Source organism: Bradyrhizobium sp. B120 (assembly GCF_049075665.1).
Classification (GTDB): Bacteria; Pseudomonadota; Alphaproteobacteria; order Rhizobiales; family Xanthobacteraceae; genus Bradyrhizobium.
On record NZ_CP185242.1, the window covers coordinates 7552175 to 7573346 of the forward strand.

Here is a 21172-nt window from a genome sequence, read left to right on the forward strand (position 1 = left end):
TTGCGCCGCCAAATCACCGATGGCGCGGACGCCGCTTATGGACCATCCCGGAATGATTCATCAAGGCGCGCTGTGGATCAAATTTGGCGCGCCGCACGCGCTATTTTCGGGATGTTGGCCGTCCGCGGCTTGACAAATAGACCCGCGCCGCATTGCCGCCGAAAATCGCAGCTCTTGCCTCACTTGACAAATCAGCAAGCAAGGTCTCTGCCGCCGCGAACCATTGCGCATAGCCGCCGGCGAGATTGACGACGGGCCAGTCGCTGCCCCACAACATGCGCTGCGGACCGAAGCATGCCAGTGCATGCTCCACGGCCTCGCGCAAATCGGCGACCTGCCAGTTCGGCGCGGCCTCCGTGGCCAAGCCCGACAGCTTGCAGACGACGTTGGGCCGCGCGGCCAAGCTTGCGATGTCGTCCTTCCAGGCCGCAATGTCGCCGGTTGCGAGCTGCGGTTTGCCGAAATGGTCAAGCACGAATTGCAGGTCCGGATGGCGATCGACCACCTGAACCAGCCGCGGCAGATGGCGCGGCAGCACCAGCGCGTCGAACACGAGACCGTACTGCGCCATGGCCTCGAGCGGCGCCGCCAGTTCCGGCCGCAGCAGCCAGTCGTCGTCGGCGATGTCCTGCACCATCGGCCGCAGACCGACCAGCAGTTCGCGCCCGGCGATCATATCGACCCGCGTCGCGGCATCGTCGGCATCGAAGTCGATCCAGCCGACCACACCGCGCACCAACTCCGCGCCCGTGGCGACGTCGAGCAAGAACGCCGTCTCCGCCTCGGTCGGCGCCGCCTGCACCAGGATCGTGCCCTCGATGGCGGCCGCGGCGAGATGCGGCATCAGGTCGGCCAGGCCGAAGTCGCGGTAGATCGGCCCGCGTTCGGGCGTCAGCCAGCCGTAATCGGCGCGCGAAAGTCGCCACACATGGTGATGGGCATCGATCCGCATCATGCCGGCACCGGCGCGTGCTGGTCGAGCAGCCCCTCGGCTTTCAGGTCGCGCCACAGCGCGGCGGGGACGGGCGACGACAAGGCGGCAGCGTTGCGCTCGACCTCCTGCGGCGTCTGCGCGCCGAGCACGACGCTCGCGACCGCCGGATGGCCCAGCGCGAAATGCAGCGCGGCGGTTGCGAGCGCCACACCGTGCGTGCGGCAGACGCGCTCGATCGCCGCCACCTTCTGCATCACGTCGGGCGGCGCGTCCTTGTAATTGTACTTGGCGCCGGCAACCGCGCCGGTCGCCAGGATGCCGGAGTTGAACACGCCGCCGAGCATCACGCCGATGCCCTGCGCCTGCGCCAGCGGCAGAAATTCGGCGAGCGCGGGCTGCTCCAGCAGCGAGTAGCGGCCGGCGAGCAGCATGGTGTCGAACGTGCCGGCTCTGGCGAAGCGCACGCACATCTCGGCCTCGTTGACGCCGATCCCGATGCCCTTGACCACGCGCTCGGCGCGCAATTTGTCGAGCGCGACATAGGCGCCCTCCATCGCCTCGCGGAATCTGGCCTCGATGGCATCGGCACCATGGGTCCAGACGTCGACGTCGTGGATCAGCAGCAAGTCGATATGATCGGTGCCGAGCCGCAGCAGCGACTGCTCGACCGAGCGCATGGTGCCGTCATAGGAATAGTCGACCACCGCACGATGCGGCGCGCCGCCGATGAAGTTCGAGCCGTCGCCGCGGCCGTGGAACGGATCCATCCAGCGCCCGACTTTGGTGCAGACGACGATGTCGTCGCGCGCCACGCGGCGCAGCGCGGTGCCGCAGCGATGCTCGGCGAGGCCATGCCCATAGAGCGGCGAGGAATCGAGCAGGTTCACGCCCAGCGCAAACGCCCGCTCCGCTGCTGCGATCGCGGTGGCGTCGTCGAGCCGCGCAAAGAGGTCGCCGAGCGGCGCGGTGCCAAAACCGAGAATGGAGACATCGAGCCCGGTGCGGCCGAGCCTGCGGCGTGGCAGCGCCGACTCAGGCGCCGGATATGAGGAAGGAGATTGGTTCACCGTGACGGCTCCCGTGCAGTTTTCTTGCTTGCAGGGAGAGTAGCCTCGCGGGCGTGCCGAACACAAGCGGACGCGCGCCGCGCCTCACATACGGGCAACGCGCCGATCGGGCGCCGATCGAAAGTTCCGTGCCACCGTCGATCTGCGATGACGGCGCCTGCTATTCGTCGTCGGAGCTGATCATCTCCGCAACATTGTCGACCACCACTGGGCTCTCGAAGTATGTGACCGTCGGATCGGCGCCGTATTTCTCGCGGGCGCGGGCGCGCCACGCATCGGTGTACAGCGCTTCCGCCTCACCCCTCGAGTTCCAGAAATAGATGCCGCCGGCCGTCATGCCGTCCTCGGACAGCACATAGGTCTTGCGAAACAGCCCCGGCACGTCGCGGTAGAGCGGTGCGGTGCTCAGGAAGATGCTGCGCGCTTCTTCGCGCGTGATCGGCTTCGGCAATCTGAACGTCGTGACGGCGGTAATCATCTGGACCTCCTGGGCATCATCCTTGACATGGTTGTCAATATTGACGATAGTGTCAAGAATGGTGCGCTGGAGCGAATCGCATGGTGGGTGTGCGTCAGTTTGACGAGGACGAGGTGATCGCAACCGCGCTCGACGTGTTCTGGCGCAAGGGCCTGCACGACGCGACCATGCTGGACCTCGCGGAGGCGACCGGCGTGCAGCGCGGCAGCCTCTACAACGCCTATGGCGACAAGGAAGCGATCTTCCTGCGCGCCTTCGATCAGTATACCGGGCAATTCCTGGAGGCGGCCGGCGGCGCGCTGGCGCAGGGCGACACTGCGGCGGGGCTGAGGCACTTCTTCGACATGATCATCGTCAACATGACCGACGGCTCGCCGCCGCGCGGCTGCCTGACCACGCGCACCGCGCTCGACGCGGCCATTTCAAGCACGGATGTGCGTCAGCGCGTGCAGGATGTGCTGACGCGGCTTGAGCAGCTGATCGGCAAGGCCATCGGCACGGCGCCGGGTAAGCGCAGCGCGGCCGATGCGAACCGGCTGGCGCGCGTCATCGTGACGTACACGCGCGGGCTGGCGGTGATGGAGCGCGCCGGATACAGCCGCAAGCAGTTGAGGGAATTGGCCGCGACGTTCATCGACGCGGTCGTCGGCAATGCCTGAGGTCGCGCTTCAGCCCGGCCGCCTGCGCGACCATGCGCCGACGAAGGTCGGTAGCGCAAAGACGCCATGCATGGCGACCACCTCGCTGCGCAAGCGCTCGGCAAAACTGTCCAGCGCCAGATCCGCTTCGGTGGCAACGCCGAGCTTGACGATATGCGGCAGATTGCTGCGCAGGCCGCTCGCCATGTAGTCGTAACCGTCGAAATCCGGCCCGCCCCCGGCCGGCGCAAACAGGCTCATGCGCGGCGCGGGAAGCCCGGCTGCGACGAATGCGCCGTGCAACGACAATCCCATGCGGTTGTTCAGGCCCGCCCTTCTGAACATCTCCTTCACAGTGCCCCACGCCTGCGACAGCAGCGGCGACGGCGGATTGGCGATCGGCCCCTCGCCCCAATCGAGATCCTGGAACGCCACGATGCCATCGGGCTTGACGTGCCCGAGCAAGCGTCGAATTAGCGCCGCTGGGTCCTTCACATAGATCAGCACGAGCCGGCCGACCACCGCATCGAAATCCCGGTCGAGCTCGATCGTGCTGATATCGCCGACCCGGAACGAGACCTGGCTCAGGCCGAGCGAGCGCGCCGTGCCCGCGGCTTCCTCAACGATGGCGGGGTTGCTGTCGACCCCGACGACCGCCCCGCTTTCGCCGACCAGGCCTGCGGCGATGAAGGACACGTTGCCGGCGCCGCTTCCGACGTCGAGCACCTTCATGCCCCGCGAGAGCCCGGCCTCCTTCAGGAGTTGCCATGTGGACGCATCGTAGAGCTGCGACTGGCGCTTGAGCCTGTCGGTCTCCGCGGTCGAACGCCCCATCACATAGTTCGGATCGTAGCCGGAGGTCTCTTGCATGGATCTACCCGCTTCAGTTCATGAATATCAGGTGCCGGATTGCCGTTCGCCCATGCTCACGCCGGATGCAGGCTCGACAAGAAAGCTTGCAGATCCGCCGCGAAGCGTTGCTCGAACGCAAGAGAGCGGTGGGGCGAATGGCCGCAGCCCTCATAACGAACGATGTCGGCACGCGGATTGTCGTGCGCGAAGCGCGCATCGTGGTGCTCCAGCAAGGCCGCCCCGCATCCAGGATCGGCATGAACGATCCTGACCGGACAGAGGAATTCCCGCCCGGTCGGAATCGCCGCAAGAACGGAGGCCGCAACGTTTCCGTCCGCCCAGCACCGCCCGTCCTGCCGCTGCAGCGCAGACGCATGGCTCAACAGATGACGGGGGCCGAAATGATCGCGGCCGATCCCGCCCATCGGCGTCGGAGAGTCCGCAACGAAGGCAAGGTAGGTGCCGAGTGGCGCGCGCGCCTGCTGCCAGGCGGCCTGACGTGCACTGACGATCGCAAACAGTTTTGGGAATGCCGATTTTTCCCACTCGCCCGGCTGGCCAAGATACCACGGCGGGTCTTCGAGGAAGGCGGCGCGCACGCCGGCATTGCCACTCTGTGCCAGCACCCCGGCAACGCAGCCGCCGAGCGAGTGCCCGACGATCACCGCCGGACGCCCGATCGCGGCCAATGCGGTCTCGGCGTCCGAAACATAATCGGCGAGCGCGTAGCCCGAGGCCCGATCCGAGTGCCCGTGTCCCCGGAAATCCAGCGTCCAGACCCGATATCGATCTTTCAGCCGGCCGCCGATTTCCTGCCATGTGTCCCGGCTGAGCGACAGGCCGTGCAGAAACAGGATCGGTTCACCGTCCGGCGGGCCAGCGACCGAAGCAGCCAGCCTGACGCCACTATTGTCGAGCGTAATGTCGGTCACCGAACATCTCCGTTGCGAAATACCATGATCATCCGGCGCCGGCCGGCTGGCTTGCAGTTCGGCATCACCCGCCGTCCGCCGATCTCAGCGTCCGATCTGCCGGAACTTGTCTGTGAGGCCGTCGAGATAACCGACCCAGGTCGAATTGATCGGCTGGTTCTCGATCAGCGCGTGAAAGCGGATCATCATGCAGATCAGGAACAGCGGCTGGATGAATGCCGCGCGCACCGTCACCGCCAGCAGGGCCGCGATGAAGACGGTGACCATGGCGCCATATTCTCTGACAGCCTCCGGCAACCAGACGGTCACCACTCCGGCGGGGACCAGCAGCAGCAGGCACAGCAGGATGCTCAGGATCCGCTCGACGATGACCATCCAGACCGACGTCGCCAGGATCGGCTTGGCGTTCTGGCAATAGTAGACCAGTCCGTCCTGGATGTTGCGCCTCGGATCGTCGCCGCCGCGCGCCAGATCGTAGGACAGCACCACCTTGTCCAGATAGCGCGTCGCGGCCGACAGGATCGTGTTGAGCAGACCGACGATCGCCTTCATGCCGGGCGCCGGCAACCAATCGCCGAGCGTATCGAGCGCATTGTGAAACGCGCGGAGCACGGCGCGGATCAGCGCACCCAGTCCGAACAGGATCGCGACCTCGCCGAACCGGTCCATCACGATCCGGCGGCCGTAGGCGAACTGCCCTTCGCTGCCGTTGCCGATGCGGCCATGCGTGATCAGCTCGGTCAACACGGCGACATGGCCGCAGGCGATCATGTGAAGCGTGTAGCGCAGGATGGCGCCCCAGATCCATCCGCCGAGCAGCAGGATGCCAAGCAGCCAGCAATAGCCGAACACGCTGGCGACATGGGTGCCGAGCCAGACTGCGCCGCCCACGGCCACGATGGCCCAGACCACGCACGCGGCGGCAAAGCCCAGCAACACGCCCCAGCGCGCCAGCGCATAAGGTAGGGTCTCGAGCAACAGCTTCAGCGCGGCGCCAAGACCGTGATCGCGCACCAGCAGCGGGTAGGAGTGGGACGGTCCTTGAGACGGTCCTTGGGATTGTCCCGCAGCGTGCCAATCGGCTGAACCGCCGCGGCCGCCGCCATTGCTCAGGCTTATGTCAGACACGTGTTGCCTCTCGTTGGCTCTTGGGTTGCCGTGATCGATCGAAATTGGCTTCAAAGGTAATTGCTATTGCGGGATCAGCTCGACGCGGTGACTGATGCGGCAACCTGCCCAAGGGCAGCTTGTCCACCGCAGACCAGGCGTCACAGCGCCAACACCTCGGGGCTGGCAGAGGGTTGGTCCGTTGGCGCTGTGAGCCGGCACAGCCGCGACATCGATCAGGGAGGAGTGGCCGATGTCGCGGCCAGCGATCATTGACCGGCGGCCGGCAGCTCGGCGTAGTTGCCGTCCTTGTCGCGCCGGTACACGACGTAGTCGATCAGGGTGATGTCACCCTTCGGCGTGTAGCTGATGTTGCCGAGCACGGTGTCCCAGTGTCCACTCTTGATGGTCGCTGCGATCTTCTTGGCGTCCGTGGTCTGGGCGCGGGTGACGGCCTGGCTCCAGATTTGGAAGGCGGCATAGCTGTAGAGCGTGTAGCCGTCCGGATCGATGCCCTTGTCCTTGAACTTCTTCAAGGTCGCGGCCGCGGTCACCTTCTTGCGCGGATCGGGCGAGAAGGTGAACAGCGAGCCCTCGGCAAGCGGACCCGCGATCGCGGCGAACTGCTTGTCGACCAAGGCGTCGCCGCCCATCAGCACGGCATTGACGCCCTGCTCGCGCATCTGGCGCAGGATCAACGCCGCCTCAGCGTAGTAGCCACCGACATAGACGAAATCGATCGATTCCTTCTTGAAGCGGGACACCAGCGCGGCAAAATCCTTGTCGCCCTTGGTGTAGGCCTCATAGAGCTTTTCCTTCACGCCCGCCGCGTTGATGGCGTTCTTCGTTTCGTCGGCAAGGCCTTTGCCGTAGGTCGTCTTGTCGTGGATGATCGCGACGTTCTTGGTCTTGTAGTTCTTGATGATATAGGCGGCCGCGACCATGCCCTGCTGGTCATCCCGGCCGCAAACGCGGAACGTGTTCCACAGCCCGCGCTCGGTGAAGAGCGGGTTGGTCGAGCCCGGCGTGATCTGCAGCACGTTACCTTCGGCATAGGCGTCCGAGGCGGGAATCGAGGTCGACGAGCAGAAGTGCCCGACCACGAACGGAATCTTCGCGCCTGCCATCTTCTCGGCAACCGACACCGCCTGCTTCGGATCGCAGGCGTCGTCGCCGACTTCCAGCTTCAGCTTCTTGCCGAGCACGCCGCCCGCCGCATTGATGTCGGCGATGGCGAGGTCAGCACCGTTCTTGAACTGCTGACCGAAGCTCGCCTCCGAGCCGGTCATCGGCCCAACCACGGCAACACTGATATCCTGGGCCATGGCCGCGCTGGACAATGCCAGGCTCGTGCCAAGCGCAAGAAAGTATCCTCGAAGTGCAAACTTCATCATATTCTCCTCGATGGTCTCAAGTCGCCTCAATGCATCGCAATCGACTGGTATCGCCGGCCGCAACGATCACCGGGGGCTGCCTTGTATGCGCGCGATGAGCAGCAGGCTCGGACTGGGGCGACGGGGGATTGGACATATGCGACATCGGGCAACAATGTGAAACACGTTGCCGTGCATTGGCGCCTGGAATCGCCCTGTGTGCGCGACAGCACATAACTGATGGCTTGTCCGATCACGGCCGCACCAATGGCTCGGGCTCCGCCGGCTTGACGTCGGCCCCGACCGGTGCTGCCGCCTCGACCGCGCCTTTCAGCTCGATCTCGTAGTAGCCGCCGACCTTGATCGCACCCCATTGCGTCGAGACCGCCAGATTGATTCTTTGTCGCGCCGGCAAATCGGCATCGGTGTGTCGGCGGGCGATGCTGCCCTGGGACAGGACTTCGATGTGGGAGAGCCGAACGCCGTCCGCATTCCAGAAGTCGAAGTTGAGATGCTGCGGCAGCGGACGGCCGAACACACCCATCTCCTTGAAGGCGAGCTCGACATCGACATGGCCCGGCCCCGCCATGAAGCTGTAGTAATGACCGCGGACATCATTGGCGATGTTGGCGCGATTGACGCCGGCGCCGAGCAGCGTCTGATGATGCGGATCGGTGGACTGTGCCGATGCCGGGGCGGCCAACCCGCCGATACAGAAAAGCAGGCGCAGGGCAGGCTTCAGGACCATCCTTGGCATGTTCATCATGTGCGGAACGCGCCGGCGCTAATTCGGGTTGGCGGATAGGGAGCGTGCTTCGTCGCGGTCATCGGAGAGCAGCAAGGGTGTCGACCGCATGTCCGCGCCGAGATACGCCTCACCAGCCATCTGATAGTTGGCCGGTGCCAAGGCGAGGTGCTGGACGGCAGCATGGACGTCCCGGACACAGCGTTCGAGCCCGCAGCTCACGTCCACCGCGGCCGAGCCGCCGGCACTGAACATCAGCTCGGTCGCCTGCTTGGCCGTGTTCGCAGCATGGGTCGCAGCCAGCCACAGCGTGGCGCGCTCGGCAACGCTGAGCACCTCGCCGGCACTGACGGCCTGCCACGCCTCTTCCAGCTTGCCGTAGAGAAAGGCCCGTCCCGAACCCAGCAAGGCCTCGGCGCGGCCGAGATCGGCCTGGATCAGCGCATCTTCACGGAGCAACTTGCGCGAGCGCGTTGCGATCTTTCGTCCGACAAGCTCGACCAGAATGTCGATCGCGTGGCGAGCGATGCCGAGCGGCACGGCGGCGAGCGCCGCCCCGAACAGTGCGATGGTCGGAAACGCATAGAGCGGCCCCTGCTCCACCGGCGGTTCGCGGAACGAAAGCGACTGCGCGGACGGCACGAAGGCATCCGCGATCGCATAGTCGTGGCTGCCCGTACCGCGCAGTCCGATACTGTGCCAGGTGTCGATAATTTCGCATTGCGCGGTCGGAAACAGCATGAAGCGCATCACCGGGGTGCCGTCGGGGCGCAAGCGCGGTTGATCGCCGTCGAAGATCCGGCAATTGCCGATCATCCAGCCGGAGTGTTGGCAGCCGCTTCCGAGCCGCCAGCGGCCCGTGACGCGATAACCGCCATCGACGATCCTGGCGGTGCCGAACGGCCGCAAGGCTCCCGCCGTTCGAACCAGCGGATCGCTGCCATAGATGTCGCGCGCGGCGTCCTTCCCGAGATAGCCGGCGAACGCGCCATAGGCGCCCCCGATGGCCATGCACCAGCCGGCGGCACCGTCGGCGCGCGAGATCTCCTCGACCACCCGAACGAGAGTCATCGGCTCAGCCTCCTCGCCGCCGATGGCGCGCGGAATCCAGAGGCGGAAGAGCCCAGCCTCCGCCATCGCCTCCACCAGCGGGACAGGCAGCCGCCTCGACCGCTCGCTCTCCTGCACTGAGGCCTGAACGCGCGGCGCGAGCGCCGCAGCAGCATCGACGAACGACGAGGTCGTGTCTTTCATTGGTGGCCTCACTGCATCTCTATCGGTGGATCGCTCGCGCGGAGCGATCACGGGGGCCGCCTTTTAGGCGCCTCTGCGATGCGAAGCTCGGACGGATGCGACGGGGGATTGGGACGGATGCGACATCACACGACAATGTTCGCAATCATTGCATGGTCCTTGCCGACGCTAATTCGGGTTCGAAACGAAGATGACAATCTTCAGATCTCGCGACGGGGTGAAGTTCGTGTGCCGGACTTCGAAGCGCGTCGGTCCGGTCTTCTTGACGCCTTCGGCGCAGAAGCTGACAAAATTGTTGGGCTCGCCCTTGTCGACGGTGAGGTGAAAGTCGCCGATCGGCGCCGCCCAATTGGCGCCGGTCGAGAGCACATAGGCGATCGACCGTTCACTAAACGGCGGATAGGGAGCGTGCCTCGTCGCGCGCGCTCGCTCAATGGTGCGGATCAGGTCATCGTCGATGCAATACGACGCGAGGAACTCTCGCGCTTCCGGATTGCTGCGCCAGTTGTCGGCGCCGATGATCGTCTGCACGGAGCCGCCGACGCTCGGGCGATAGGTCTGCTCGAACGTGATCTCCCGGCCTGCCGGAAAGGTCTGCGTCCAGGTATAGGCCGAGCGCAACGTCCAGGTCGGCACCAGATGATCCTGCATCGGGCCACCCGACCCGTAGGTCTCGATGGCGCCGACACCGAGCTTGACGAGCCCCGGCCAGTTCGATTTCGGCAACTTGTCGAGCAGCTCGCCTGCCGGTCCCCTGATCGGCATCAGCGGAATTCCGAGCTTCCGCAGCAGCGCCGTCTGGTCCACATCGTTTGCGAGCGCCGTCTGTTCGAGATGCGGCGCGGCCGCCCTGCCGTCGACCGCGACGTGGAAATCAAAGATGTTCTCGGGATCGTCAGTGGGCAGCCCGATATTCTCGTCGCCCTCCTTGCCGACGATGTCAGGCATCGGGAACGCGATCATGATCGTCTTGTCGGCAGCCGAGGTGTTGAAGAACCGGTAGACGATCCGGATCTGCTTCTCGGAGATGAACAGATCCTCGGAGCGCATCACGATGTCGGGGTCATGCTTGAAGCGAAGTCCCCCGGTTTCCAGCGCGGCGGACGTGTCATTCGCCCGCGCGCACCAGGGCATCAGCCCGGCAAGCAGGACCAAAGAGGCGCGTTTGGCCATCGGAGGCATGGTCATTCCTTCTCGCTTGATTGGGGAGGAAACACGCGGCAGTCAATCGCATCCGTCCTTGACCGGGAAGAAATCGGAGACGTCGACGTGCGTCGTCTCGATCGGCAGCACGACCCAACTGTCCATCTCGAGATGACCGCAAAGCTTGACGACAGCGATCGATTTCCGGCCCTGCCAGGCCGTCACCGTGAAACCGATCGGGACAGCACTGCGCTCGAAAACATGCAGCTTGGCAATACCGGCGGCAGCGCCGGCCGCAAGCGAGATCGTGATTTCGCCGGCGCCGGTGCCGCCAGGCTGGATCGGCGATTGCCGCGGTGGTCCGAACGAGAGTTCGCTCCCGGCCGAGACCGCAACGGTCTGTTGGAACCCGTTCTCGATACTGAGCACAGGTTTCGCACCCGCGGCCTCGGTGGCGATCGGCGCTATTCCCGCTAGAAGGCAGAGAATCACTGGTGCTGATCGAATGAGTGAAGTCGACATAAGCGCAATCCTTCCTGAATGAGTGCGCGCAACACCCAACAGGTTCGCGATGGCCGCGATCTTTTCTCTTCGACATCACACGTCATGCCGGACGACAGGCTTGCGAGCGCACTGATGCGCCCTTAATGATCGGCTGCCTCGCACGACTTCCGTTTGCCATGAAGATTGACAAGCGCCTTCTCGAACAATTTCGTTGGACGCTTCGATCCGCCGCGCTCGTTGCCATCGCGGCAGCCGCGACATCAGCACCCGACAGCGCGATCCGTTGGGATGCGAAGAATGCCTACCTCAAATGCGACGGCGCGATCGACGGCACCATCGCCTGGCCGTCCGGGCCGCAGGCGACATGCGTCGCGATGCTGATGTGCGCCAATGAGCGAGCGCTATCCGCAGAGCGTCACCAACGGCTGATCGAACAGATCCGGCGGGTGCCTGGTTGCGGAGAGCCGTAACGAGCGGCCGGGCGGCACAACGGGAATTCAGACGGTCGATCAGGGACGTCGCGGCACCGCGCGAATATCCGACGGCGTCGCGCCGTATTGCCGGCGGAAGGTGCGATTGAAGTAGGACAGATCGCCGAACCCGACCTCGAATGCAATCGTGCCGATGGCGCTCCGGCTGTGGCGCGGATCGGTCAGCAGATGATGCGCGCGCGCCAGGCGCTGGCCGAGCACGAATTCCGAGAATGTCGAACCCGTGCTCTCGAACAGCCTCTGGATATGGCGCGGCGTGAGCTTCAGCCGGGCAGCCACCGCGGGCAGCGTGAGGTCGCCGTAGCTGAGATTGTCACTGATGTCGGCCTTGACCGCGGCAAGCCGCGCAGCCGACAACCCGCCGTCTTCCGCGGCTACCGCCGCATCCCGGTTGGCACCGATGATCAGCGCGCCGAGATCGATCAGGTGCTTGACGACGGCGCCGCGCAACTCGGGAGTCGAAAGCTGGTAGCTGTCGTCGAGCTCCCTGATGTAAAGCGCCAGGAGGCGCATCGCCTCGGTGTTCGCCGGCAAAGGGCGGATCAGCATGTCTTCGGGATCGTTGACCAGCGATGCGAGCGCCTTGCGCGGCAACCGGAGACCGACGAAGCGGCTCGGCGACACCGGCACCACCATGTTGCCGGCTTCCGCGCTCGACTGCAGCACGGCCTGGCCCGGGCCGAGCTCGATATCGCGGCCGCGCTGCGAGGCACGGGCGTTGCCGCTCGTGATGATCGTCAGCACCAGGTCGTCGGTGCCGTCGAGCAGTTCGCGCGGTCTTGCGATCTTGAGATTGCTGCAGGCCCAGGATCCGATGCCGAGCCCGGACAATTCGCGTACATTGGCTTCGGCATGAAACGCGCCGTCGTCGAGCGGCTCCGGATCGAGCTTGACGATCATCCGCCCGATCTGCTCGCGAAAGATCGGCAAGCGGTCCCGCTCGCCGAAATGCGCGGTCGAAAACCGAAACCCTGTGATATCGCCCGACTGCATTGTCAGCTCGCCCTCATGGCGGCGGAGGTCGCCGTTCATATGCGGCTGATTTGTGGCGGCGCACCGCGGAGCATGGAGGCCATGCAGCGCAGCCGCAAACGTGAACCTTTCGCGGGTTCCGCCGATGCCTCGATCTGACAACTGTCAAGCATCGCGCATAAGCTACGCAAATACACAGTTTAGTGCCGCGTACGCGAAGCTCATCTGACGTCGTGCGCGAAGTCCCGACCGGGAATAGAATTATCCTCGCTCGATAAACCCGAAGACGCCGTCCGCATTGGAGCGCGATAATTATAATTGACTGACCGGACGGTCAATAGTAATCCAGATGCAGGTCACGCGACCCTCGGTCATCAGAAGCCGCAACGGGAGGTAATCATGGTCAGCGATTTGGTGTTGACCGATATCCGCGACGGATATCGCGTCCTGACGCTCAACAGGTCCGATCGCCTGAACTCATTCAGCGCCGAACTGCATACCGCCTTGCTCACCGCGTTGACGGACGCCGAACAGGACAGATCCTGCCGTGCGCTGATCCTGACCGGGGCCGGACGCGGATTCTGCGCCGGCCAGGATCTTTCGGACGGCGTGTTCACGCCGGGCGAGACGCCGGATCTCTCCGTGCGAATTGAAAAATTCTACAACCCGCTGGTGCGCAAGCTGCGCGGCATCCCGATGCCGGTCGTGTGCGCGGTCAACGGCGTCGCGGCCGGCGCCGGCGCCAACGTCGCCTTTGCCTGCGACATCGTGATCGCCGCACGGTCGGCCAAGTTCATTCAGGCCTTCGCCAAGCTCGGCCTGGTCCCGGATTCCGGCGGCACTTGGTTCCTGCCGCGGCTGGTCGGACCAGCCCGGGCGCGCGCCTTGACCCTGCTGGCCGAGCCGGTCTCCGCAGAGCAGGCGCAGTCATGGGGCATGATCTGGAGGATGGTTGAGGATGCGGACCTGATGACCGAGGCGCACGCCCTCGCCGCCAACCTCGCGACGCAACCCACAGATGGCCTCGCGCTGATCAAGCAGGCGCTCGATGCGTCCGAGACCAACACGCTCGATGCGCAGCTCGACCTCGAGCGCGATTTCCAGGGCCGCGCCGGGCGGACGCCAGATTTCGCCGAGGGCGTGACCGCGTTCCTCGAGAAACGCGCGCCGCGGTTCGTCGGACGCGCCTAGACGCAGAATTGAACATTCCGCCGCCAAGGCAAGACGCAACATAGATCACAGGTCAAAAAGGGTTCGATTTCAATGACACAGCCTCAATCCGGCGGCGCGCGAACGGGAGAGTCCGTCATGAAGCTCAACAGCTTCGTTCGTGGACATTGGACCGGTCCCGGCGAACCGGCCACCGAGATTCACAGCGCGGTCACCGGCGATGTGGTGGCGCTCGCGACCAGGAGCGATCTCGACATGCGCGATATCCTCGCCTATGGCCGCACGGTCGGCGGCAAGAATCTCCGCAAGCTGTCGTTCCATCAGCGTGCGGGCCTGCTGAAGACGCTGGCCGACTATCTGAGCCAGCACAAGGACCGGCTTTACAAACTGTCGCTCCATGCCGGCGCAACCCGCACCGACGCCATGGTCGACGTCGATGGCGGCATCGGCACGCTGTTCGCCTATGCCAGCAAGGGACGCCGCGAGCTTCCGAACACCAAGTACCTGCTCGACGGCAATGTCGAGGGGCTCTCCAAGGGCGGCGCATTCGCCGGTCAGCACATCGTCACGCCATTGCACGGCGTGGCCGTGCACATCAACGCGTTCAACTTCCCGTGCTGGGGCATGCTGGAGAAGCTGGCGCCCGCGCTGCTCGCCGGCGTTCCCGTCATCACCAAGCCCGCAACCGTCACCTCCTATGTCGCCTACGAACTGGTGCGGATGATCACCGAATCCGGAGCACTGCCGGAAGGCGTGCTGCAGTTCATCGTCGGATCGACTGGCGACCTGTTCGACCATCTCACCTGCCAGGATGTGGTGTCCTTCACCGGCTCGGCCGACACATCGCAAAAGCTGCAACGGCATCCGGTCATCGCGCGCGAGGCCGTCAGGTACATCGCCGAGCGGGATTCGCTCAACGCCGCGATCCTGGCGCCGGACGCCGTGCCGGGAAGTCCGGAGTTTGACCTCTTCATCAAGGAGGTGGCAAAGGAGATGACGGTCAAGGCCGGGCAGAAATGCACCGCGATCCGCCGCGCGCTGGCCCCCGCGGCGCAGATCGACGCCGTCATCGCGGCGCTGCGCGAGCGTCTCGCCAAGGTCACGATCGGCAATCCCGAGAACGAGAAGGTCAGGATGGGACCGCTGGTCGGCCTTGCCCAGCGCAGCGACGTGCTTGCTCATGTGGCGAAGCTTCGCACCGAGGCCGAACTGGTGGCCGGCGATCCCGACAACTTTCAGCTGGTCGACGCCGACGCCAAACGCGGCGCCTTCGTCCCGCCGCTGCTGCTGCATTGCGCGAAACCGCTCGCCGCAACCGCGGTCCACGAGATCGAGGCGTTCGGGCCGGTCTGCACCGTGATGGGCTATGACGATCTCGACCAGGCTATCGCGCTGACCAATCGCGGCGGCGGCAGCCTGGTCGCATCGGTCTACACCCACGACATCCCGGCCGCGACCGAGCTCGCGTTCGGCATCGGCAGCTTTCACGGCCGTGTCGCGATCATCGACCGCGACTGCGCGACCGAGCACACCGGGCACGGCTCGCCGATGCCGCAGATGGTTCACGGCGGACCAGGTCGCGCCGGCGGCGGCGAGGAACTGGGCGGCGTCCGCAGCCTCCAGCACTACATGCAGCGGACCGCGTTGCAGGGTTCGCCGGCGATGCTGAGCGGCGTCACCGGCCGCTGGTTCAAGGGCAGCCCGATGCTCGAAGGTGACCTGCACCCGTTCCGCTATCACTACGACGATCTCGAGATCGGCCGCACGCTGGTCTCGAAGTCGCGACAGATCACGCTCAACGACATCGAGCACTTCGCGCATTTCACGGGCGACACCTTCTACGCCCATATGGACGAGGAAGCGACCAAGGGGCATCCGTTCTTCCCGGGCCGCGTCGCGCATGGCTACCTGCTGCTGTCGTTCGCGGCCGGCTTGTTCGTCGATCCCGACTACGGGCCGGTGCTGGCGAATTACGGCCTCGATAGCCTGCGCTTCGTCAAACCCGTGCAGCCGGGCGAGCAGATCCAGGTGCGGCTGACCGCGAAGGAGAAGACGCCGCGCAACAAGCAGTATGGCGAGGTGCGCTGGGACGTCGAGATCACGACCGGGACCGGCGAGACCGCTGCGACATATGAACTTCTGACGATGAACGCGATGCGAACGTAACGCGCAGCTCAGAGCAACGCGGCCTGCCGGCTTCGGCCGGCGGGCTTTGCCTTGCTGCGAGGCCGGCTGGCGGCGGCATCCGCGGCACCGGCCAACACCAGCTGCGCAACAAAGTCGGCGTATTCAACGCGAGTCATCGGCCCGCCCTCGCGAAACCACATATAATGCCAGTTCAGCATGCCGAAGACGCTCATCGTCAGCGGCTTAAGGACGCGCTTCTGCTTCGCCGCCGGCACCGCCGCGGCCAGCGCATCCGACATGATCCCGACCAGGATCCGCTCGCTGGCGAGCAGCGGCTGCTGCTTGTCCTTCGGCAACAGCTTGAGACTAGCAATCTGGACCTGATGCTCGGCGTCGGCATGCCGGTAGAGCTCGAGCAGTGTGGCCACGATCGTCCTGAACCGCTCAACCGGATCGCCGGCCTGTGCGCTCGCCTTCCGGATCGCCGCCACGAGCGTCTCGAGATGCGAGGACAGGATGTCGAAAAGGATCGCCTCCTTGTCGGGGTAATAGTGATAGAGCAGCGCCTTCGACACACCGCACGCATCCGCGATCGTGTTCATCGACGTGCCGACATAGCCCGATGCGGCAAACAGCTCGGCCGAGCGATGCAGCATCGAGAGGCGCTTGTCGTCGTAGTCCTTGGCGCGCGATCGGGCCATGTCTTTCCGTTCCACCAGCCGGCTATTCGTTCGTCCAGAGATGCGAATCAAATGACAGCAAAATTCCGGGACCACCGCCCTGCTTGCGCCGGGCCGCGTCCGAGCCAGCATTTATTGACCATCCGGTCGAATAATTCCATGGCTGAGTTGGAATGGCGCCTCTCCGGGATGTCAGTCGAGCTTGAACGGCTCCGATCCGGGATAGGAATGGGCGACGAACTCGCAGAAGGCGCGGGCTGCCGGTGAAAGCGTCGCGTTGCCCTTCCAGGCAAGCCCGACATCCATGGTATGAACGTCGTCATCAAGCGTCTTGAGCTCGATGCGATGTCCCTCGAGCGACCAGGGACGGTAGACCATGTCCGACAGGATGGTGATCCCCATCCCGGTCGCGACCATGCTGCGCACGGCCTCCACCGACAGGGTGCGGAAGATGACGTTGGGCACATGCGCTGTATGTTGCCAGTAGCGCATTGCGGAGCGCTCAGCTTCATCGACGGTCAACATCAGATAAGGCTCGCTCGCCAGATCGGTCAGCTTGATGTTGTCCTTGCGCAGCAGCGGATGATTGACGCATGTCCACAACCGACGCGCCGAGCGCAACAGCAGCCGCGAGCGAATGGAGTGGCGGTCATGCAGGTTCGCGATCAGCATGATGGCCGCATCGACGCTGCCGCTGATCAGGCTCTGCTCGATCGCATCGCGTTGAAACTCGTGCAGTCGAACCGTGATGCCCGGGAAGGACCGCCAGAACCGCGTCAGCAACGGCGGCAGGAAATATCCGGCAACGGTATAGCTCACGGCCACGTCCACGGTGCCGTCGACCTGTGTCCCCCAGCGATGCGGCCCCCGTGTCGCATCTGACACACTGGCCTCGATCGCGCGGGCGCGCTGCAAGAACTCGTGGCCGTCAAAAGTCAGCGTCACGCCGTTGGAATGGCGGTCGAACAATTTGCGGCCGAGTTCGGCCTCGAGGGCCTTGATGGAAGACGTGACCGCCGATTGCGTCACGTTCAGAGCGGCCGCGGCCGCGGAAACGCGTCCGCTCTCCGCCGTCGCGATGAAGTGCCGAACCTGACGGAACGTCAGAGACATAAAAATTTCCGATATCAGCGAACGATATTTCGAATTTTACAATCCCGCGACGGAACGGAAAGATCAATCCGTCGGTTCCGGGTGAGAAGGCGTTGAGATGATGTCCGAAGGTTTGGAATTGGTCGCGCGCGGTGTCAGCGTCCAATTCGAAGGCCTGAAGGCGCTGTCCGACGTTACACTGGCCGTGCCGCGGGGACATATCGCCGGACTGATTGGGCCCAATGGGGCCGGCAAAACCACCCTTATCAATGTATTGACCGGTTTCCAGCCGGTTGGCGCGGGCACCGTGGAGCTGGAGGGCGAAACGCTCAACGGCATTGCAGCGCACATGCTGCGACGCAAAGGCGTGGCGCGGACCTTCCAGTCAGGCCGGCTTTTCCGCGACCTGCCTGTCGTGGACAACCTGGAAGTGACCGGCGTCGGCCTCGGCCAAGGCCGTCCCGACGCGATCAGCGAGGCCGAGCGGGTGATGGCCTGGCTCGGCATTTCGCATCTCGCCAACAGCATTGCCGGCGCGTTGCCCTATACGGACGAGCGCCGCGTTGCCATCGGCCGCGCCATCATGGGCACGCCGCGGTATCTGCTGCTCGACGAACCGGCGGCGGGCATGTCGGAGCATGAGAGCCACGAGCTCGCCGCCATCATCCGCAGGATCGCATCCGAGCTCAATGTCGGCGTGCTGCTGATCGAGCACAATATCGGCCTCGTGCTGGAGCTCTGCGAGCGCATCTTCGTGCTCGATTCCGGCGAGATCATCGAAGTCGGCCCGCCCGCCCAGATCCGCGACAGCGATGCCGTGCGGCATGCCTATATGGGCACGCAGCGCGACGAATTGATTCCACCGGTCGCAGCCGAAGCGGCCGTGGCGTCATGACCGCACTCGTCGTCGACGACATCACGGTCAGCTACGGCCGCCTCACGGCGCTTCGCGGCGTGACATTGACGGTCGACGAAGGCGAAATCCTGTTCGTGACCGGCCCGAACGGCGCCGGCAAGTCGACGCTGCTCAACGCCATCGCAGGCGTCGTGCCGCCGGGCTCCGGCTCCATCCTGATCGACGGTGAGAGGATCACCGGCGCCGCGCCCGAAGACATCGCGCGGCGCGGGTTTTCGCTGGTGCCGGAAGGGCGCAACGTCTTCGGCGCGCTGACGATCGAGGAGAACCTGAAAGTCGGCACCGGCATGCGCGCCGACCGCAAGGCAATCGCCGGCGACCTGGATCGGGTCTACCAGGAATTCCCGATGCTGGCCGAGCGTCGCCACAGCCCGGCGGGGATGCTGTCCGGCGGCCAGCAGCAGATGCTGGTCATTGGCCGCGCGCTGATGGCCGCGCCCCGCATCATGGCGATCGACGAGCCGTCGCTGGGCCTCGCGCCGAAGATCATCGACCAGGTCTACGAGATCCTGCTGCGGCTGCGGGCACAACGCAAGCTCACACTGCTGATCGTCGAGCAGAGCTCGACGCGCGCCATGATGACGGGCGGGCGGATGGTCCTGATCCGCGGCGGGCGCATCGTGCTCGAGGGCCCCGCGGCCGACATGGTCAGGGATGATCGCCTGAAGCAGACCTATTTCGGCTTCGGAGATCACTGAGATGCGCGAGTTGCTCCAGATCATCTTCGACGCGCTGAGCCTCGGCAGCCTCTATGCGCTGGGCGCGCTCGGCATCGCCCTGATCTTCGGCGTCATGCGGCTCGTCAATTTCGCCCACGGCGATTTCATCGCCTTTTGCGTCTTCGCCATGCTGTGGCCATCGATCGATGCGGCGGCGATCGTGTTTGCCGGCCAGCTGCCGTTCTATCTCTTGATCCCGCTGCTGCTGCTGATCGGCGCTGTGCTGTCCATCCTGTCGGAGGTCGTCGTCTTTCGCCGCTTCCGCAACGCCAATCCGGCAACGATGATGATCGCGTCCTTCGCGCTCGGCTTCGTCATCCGGCATCTCCTGCTGATGCTGTTTTCCAGCCGGCCGAAGTCGATCACGCTGTGGCCGAGCCTCGGCCTGCCGGTCGAAGTCCTCGGCGCCCACATCCCGATGCTTCAGGTCGTGACCATCATCATCACGCTGGCCGTGCTCGTGATCCTCGTCCTGTTCCTGAAGCGCACGCGCTATGGGCTCGAGATGCGCGCGGCGGCCGATAATTTCACCATGGCGCGCATGCTCGGGGTCCGCGCCAACGGCGTGATCCTGCTGGCCTTCGCCATCAGCGGCATGCTGGCAGCGGCGATCGGCCTGATCCTGGCGACCAATTCCGGCACCGCCGACATCGGCATGGGCGCCAACGTGATGCTGATCGCGTTCATCGCGACCGTGATCGGCGGCCTCGGCAGCATTCCCGGCGCCGTTGCCGCCGGCTTCCTGATCGGTGCGGCCAGCGTCGTATTCCAGGCGACCTTGCCTCACGACGCCCGCGTGTTCCGCGACGCGTTCGTCTACGGCGCAGTCATCGTCGTCCTTCTGGTGCGGCCGCAGGGCCTGTTCGCACCGAAATCCGCCAAGCAGAGGGTCTGATCGATGTCGCAGCGGCCGTCCGTCATCCGGCAAACGATCATCACGCCGATCGTGCTGATCGTGGCACTGCTCATCATGGCCGCCCTCTCCTATCAATTCGGCAGCCGGGCCTTCAACCGCACCGTGGTCGAGATGTTCATCAACATCATGGTGGTGGTCGGCCTCTACGTCTTCGTCGGCAATTCGGGCCTGCTGTCGTTCGGCCATATCAGCTTCATGTGCCTCGGCGCCTACATGACCGCCTGGCTCACCATTCCGCCCGTCATGAAGTCGATCACGCTCAAGGGCTTGCCGGCGTGGCTGCTCCATGCGCAACTGCCGATGTGGGTGGCGACGCCGATCTCCGGCCTGTTTGCCGCATTGTTCGCGCTGATCGTCGGGCGCGTCATCATGCGCCTGTCGGGCATTGCCGCCTCGATTGCGACCTTCGGCCTGCTCGGCGTCATCAACAACGTCTATTCGAACTGGGATTCGGTGACGGGCGGACAAGGTTCGATCGTCGGCATTCCGCCCACCATGAATGTCTGGACCGGATGGATCGGCGGCGCCGTGGCCGTCGCGATCGCCTATCTCTATTCGATCTCGCGCTCGGGGCTCGCGCTGCGCGCCACGCGCGACGAAGCGGTCGCCGCCAGCGCTTCCGGCATCGACATTGTCCGCGAGCGGCTGATCGCCTTCGTCGTCAGCGCCTTCATCATCGGGCTCGCCGGCGCGCTGTACGCGCACTTCCTGAGCATCGTCAATCCCGGCGCATTCTACCTGCGGACCACCTTCATCACGCTGTCGATGCTGGTGGTCGGCGGCATGTACAGCCTCAGCGGCGCCGTCTCGGGCGTGGTCGCGATATCGGTGCTGATCGAGCTGTTCCGTGATCTCGAAAAGGGCATCAGCCTGGGCGGGCACACCATCGGCCTGCCGAACGGCGTCCAGGAGATCGCGATCGGCATCATCACCATCGTGATCCTGATGTACCTGCCGACGGGATTGACCCGCAACCGGGAGTTCTCCTGGCGCCGATGGCCGTTGCAGCGGCGCCTGACCCGGCCCGTCCAGACCGCACTGAAGGAACTGCACTGACGCTCG

General features: G+C 64.8%; 22 protein-coding genes. 8 read left to right on the forward strand and 14 right to left on the reverse strand.

What is annotated here, in order from left to right; translation table 11 throughout:
• Positions 1-100 precede the first annotated feature (100 nt).
• The 3 genes from ACOIX3_RS35120 to ACOIX3_RS35130 form a co-directional block, all read right to left on the reverse strand.
• Positions 101-955: an amidohydrolase family protein gene (locus ACOIX3_RS35120; RefSeq protein ID WP_420966631.1), complete on the reverse strand. Its 855-nt coding sequence runs from the start codon at positions 953-955 to the stop codon at positions 101-103.
• Positions 952-2001 (reverse strand): aldo/keto reductase, encoded by a 1050-nt coding sequence (locus tag ACOIX3_RS35125; RefSeq protein WP_420966632.1) that lies wholly within the window; start codon positions 1999-2001, stop codon positions 952-954. The genes ACOIX3_RS35120 and ACOIX3_RS35125 overlap by 4 nt, the downstream gene beginning before the upstream one ends.
• Before the next feature lie 160 nt (positions 2002-2161).
• Positions 2162-2479 (reverse strand): monooxygenase, encoded by a 318-nt coding sequence (locus tag ACOIX3_RS35130; RefSeq protein WP_420966633.1) that lies wholly within the window; start codon positions 2477-2479, stop codon positions 2162-2164.
• Positions 2480-2559: 80 nt separating this feature from the next.
• Here ACOIX3_RS35130 and ACOIX3_RS35135 point away from each other — a divergent pair, with 80 nt between their 5' ends.
• The gene (locus ACOIX3_RS35135; RefSeq protein WP_420966634.1) at positions 2560-3138 is read left to right on the forward strand and encodes a TetR/AcrR family transcriptional regulator; all 579 of its coding nucleotides are present in this window, start codon (positions 2560-2562) and stop codon (positions 3136-3138) included.
• A gap of 9 nt (positions 3139-3147) precedes the next feature.
• Here ACOIX3_RS35135 and ACOIX3_RS35140 read toward each other — a convergent pair whose 3' ends face one another.
• The 8 genes from ACOIX3_RS35140 to ACOIX3_RS35175 all read right to left on the reverse strand — a co-directional run bounded on the left by ACOIX3_RS35140 (position 3148) and on the right by ACOIX3_RS35175 (position 10952).
• Positions 3148-3987 (reverse strand): class I SAM-dependent methyltransferase, encoded by an 840-nt coding sequence (locus ACOIX3_RS35140; RefSeq protein ID WP_420966635.1) that lies wholly within the window; start codon positions 3985-3987, stop codon positions 3148-3150.
• 56 nt (positions 3988-4043) lie between these two features.
• Positions 4044-4901: an alpha/beta fold hydrolase gene (locus ACOIX3_RS35145; RefSeq protein ID WP_420966636.1), complete on the reverse strand. Its 858-nt coding sequence runs from the start codon at positions 4899-4901 to the stop codon at positions 4044-4046.
• A gap of 84 nt (positions 4902-4985) precedes the next feature.
• On the reverse strand, positions 4986-6029 hold the full coding sequence (locus tag ACOIX3_RS35150; protein WP_420966637.1) for a hypothetical protein: 1044 nt from the start codon (positions 6027-6029) through the stop codon (positions 4986-4988).
• A gap of 248 nt (positions 6030-6277) precedes the next feature.
• Positions 6278-7399, reverse strand: coding sequence for a branched-chain amino acid ABC transporter substrate-binding protein (locus ACOIX3_RS35155; protein ID WP_229166805.1), 1122 nt, complete (start codon positions 7397-7399; stop codon positions 6278-6280).
• A gap of 235 nt (positions 7400-7634) precedes the next feature.
• Positions 7635-8138 (reverse strand): hypothetical protein, encoded by a 504-nt coding sequence (locus ACOIX3_RS35160; RefSeq protein WP_420966638.1) that lies wholly within the window; start codon positions 8136-8138, stop codon positions 7635-7637.
• A gap of 27 nt (positions 8139-8165) precedes the next feature.
• Positions 8166-9380 (reverse strand): acyl-CoA dehydrogenase family protein, encoded by a 1215-nt coding sequence (locus ACOIX3_RS35165; RefSeq protein ID WP_420966639.1) that lies wholly within the window; start codon positions 9378-9380, stop codon positions 8166-8168.
• Between the two features lie 168 nt (positions 9381-9548).
• Positions 9549-10568 (reverse strand): DUF4424 domain-containing protein, encoded by a 1020-nt coding sequence (locus ACOIX3_RS35170; RefSeq protein WP_420966640.1) that lies wholly within the window; start codon positions 10566-10568, stop codon positions 9549-9551.
• A gap of 36 nt (positions 10569-10604) precedes the next feature.
• Complete coding sequence (locus ACOIX3_RS35175; protein ID WP_420966641.1) at positions 10605-10952, reverse strand: hypothetical protein; 348 nt, start codon at positions 10950-10952, stop codon at positions 10605-10607.
• 218 nt (positions 10953-11170) lie between these two features.
• Between ACOIX3_RS35175 and ACOIX3_RS35180 the strand changes: the two genes are divergently transcribed.
• Entirely contained in the window at positions 11171-11497 is a 327-nt protein-coding gene (locus tag ACOIX3_RS35180) for a hypothetical protein (RefSeq protein ID WP_420966642.1), read from the forward strand.
• Between the two features lie 39 nt (positions 11498-11536).
• Here ACOIX3_RS35180 and ACOIX3_RS35185 read toward each other — a convergent pair whose 3' ends face one another.
• Positions 11537-12550, reverse strand: coding sequence for an AraC family transcriptional regulator (locus tag ACOIX3_RS35185; protein WP_420966643.1), 1014 nt, complete (start codon positions 12548-12550; stop codon positions 11537-11539).
• A 339-nt stretch (positions 12551-12889) separates the two neighbouring features.
• Between ACOIX3_RS35185 and paaG the strand changes: the two genes are divergently transcribed.
• Positions 12890-13681 carry a 2-(1,2-epoxy-1,2-dihydrophenyl)acetyl-CoA isomerase PaaG gene (paaG, locus tag ACOIX3_RS35190; protein ID WP_420966644.1) on the forward strand — a complete coding sequence of 264 codons (792 nt, stop codon included), beginning with the start codon at positions 12890-12892 and terminating at the stop codon, positions 13679-13681.
• Between the two features lie 117 nt (positions 13682-13798).
• Positions 13799-15826, forward strand: coding sequence for a phenylacetic acid degradation bifunctional protein PaaZ (gene paaZ / locus ACOIX3_RS35195; protein WP_420966645.1), 2028 nt, complete (start codon positions 13799-13801; stop codon positions 15824-15826).
• Between the two features lie 8 nt (positions 15827-15834).
• Here the strand turns inward: paaZ and ACOIX3_RS35200 are convergent, their stop codons facing one another.
• Together ACOIX3_RS35200 and ACOIX3_RS35205 are read right to left on the reverse strand one after the other, a co-directional pair.
• Positions 15835-16488 (reverse strand): TetR family transcriptional regulator, encoded by a 654-nt coding sequence (locus ACOIX3_RS35200; protein ID WP_420966646.1) that lies wholly within the window; start codon positions 16486-16488, stop codon positions 15835-15837.
• A gap of 171 nt (positions 16489-16659) precedes the next feature.
• Positions 16660-17580 carry a LysR substrate-binding domain-containing protein gene (locus ACOIX3_RS35205; protein ID WP_176533312.1) on the reverse strand — a complete coding sequence of 307 codons (921 nt, stop codon included), beginning with the start codon at positions 17578-17580 and terminating at the stop codon, positions 16660-16662.
• A gap of 100 nt (positions 17581-17680) precedes the next feature.
• Between ACOIX3_RS35205 and ACOIX3_RS35210 the strand changes: the two genes are divergently transcribed.
• The 4 genes from ACOIX3_RS35210 to ACOIX3_RS35225 are packed head-to-tail and all read left to right on the forward strand — an operon-like array spanning position 17681 to position 21166.
• Complete coding sequence (locus tag ACOIX3_RS35210; protein ID WP_420966647.1) at positions 17681-18454, forward strand: ABC transporter ATP-binding protein; 774 nt, start codon at positions 17681-17683, stop codon at positions 18452-18454.
• On the forward strand, positions 18451-19173 hold the full coding sequence (locus tag ACOIX3_RS35215; RefSeq protein WP_420966648.1) for an ABC transporter ATP-binding protein: 723 nt from the start codon (positions 18451-18453) through the stop codon (positions 19171-19173). Before ACOIX3_RS35210 ends, ACOIX3_RS35215 begins: the two co-directional genes overlap by 4 nt.
• 1 nt (position 19174) lies before the next feature.
• Entirely contained in the window at positions 19175-20089 is a 915-nt protein-coding gene (locus tag ACOIX3_RS35220; RefSeq protein WP_420966649.1) for a branched-chain amino acid ABC transporter permease, read from the forward strand.
• A 3-nt stretch (positions 20090-20092) separates the two neighbouring features.
• Positions 20093-21166, forward strand: coding sequence for a branched-chain amino acid ABC transporter permease (locus ACOIX3_RS35225; RefSeq protein ID WP_420966650.1), 1074 nt, complete (start codon positions 20093-20095; stop codon positions 21164-21166).
• The last annotated feature ends 6 nt before the right edge of the window (positions 21167-21172 follow it).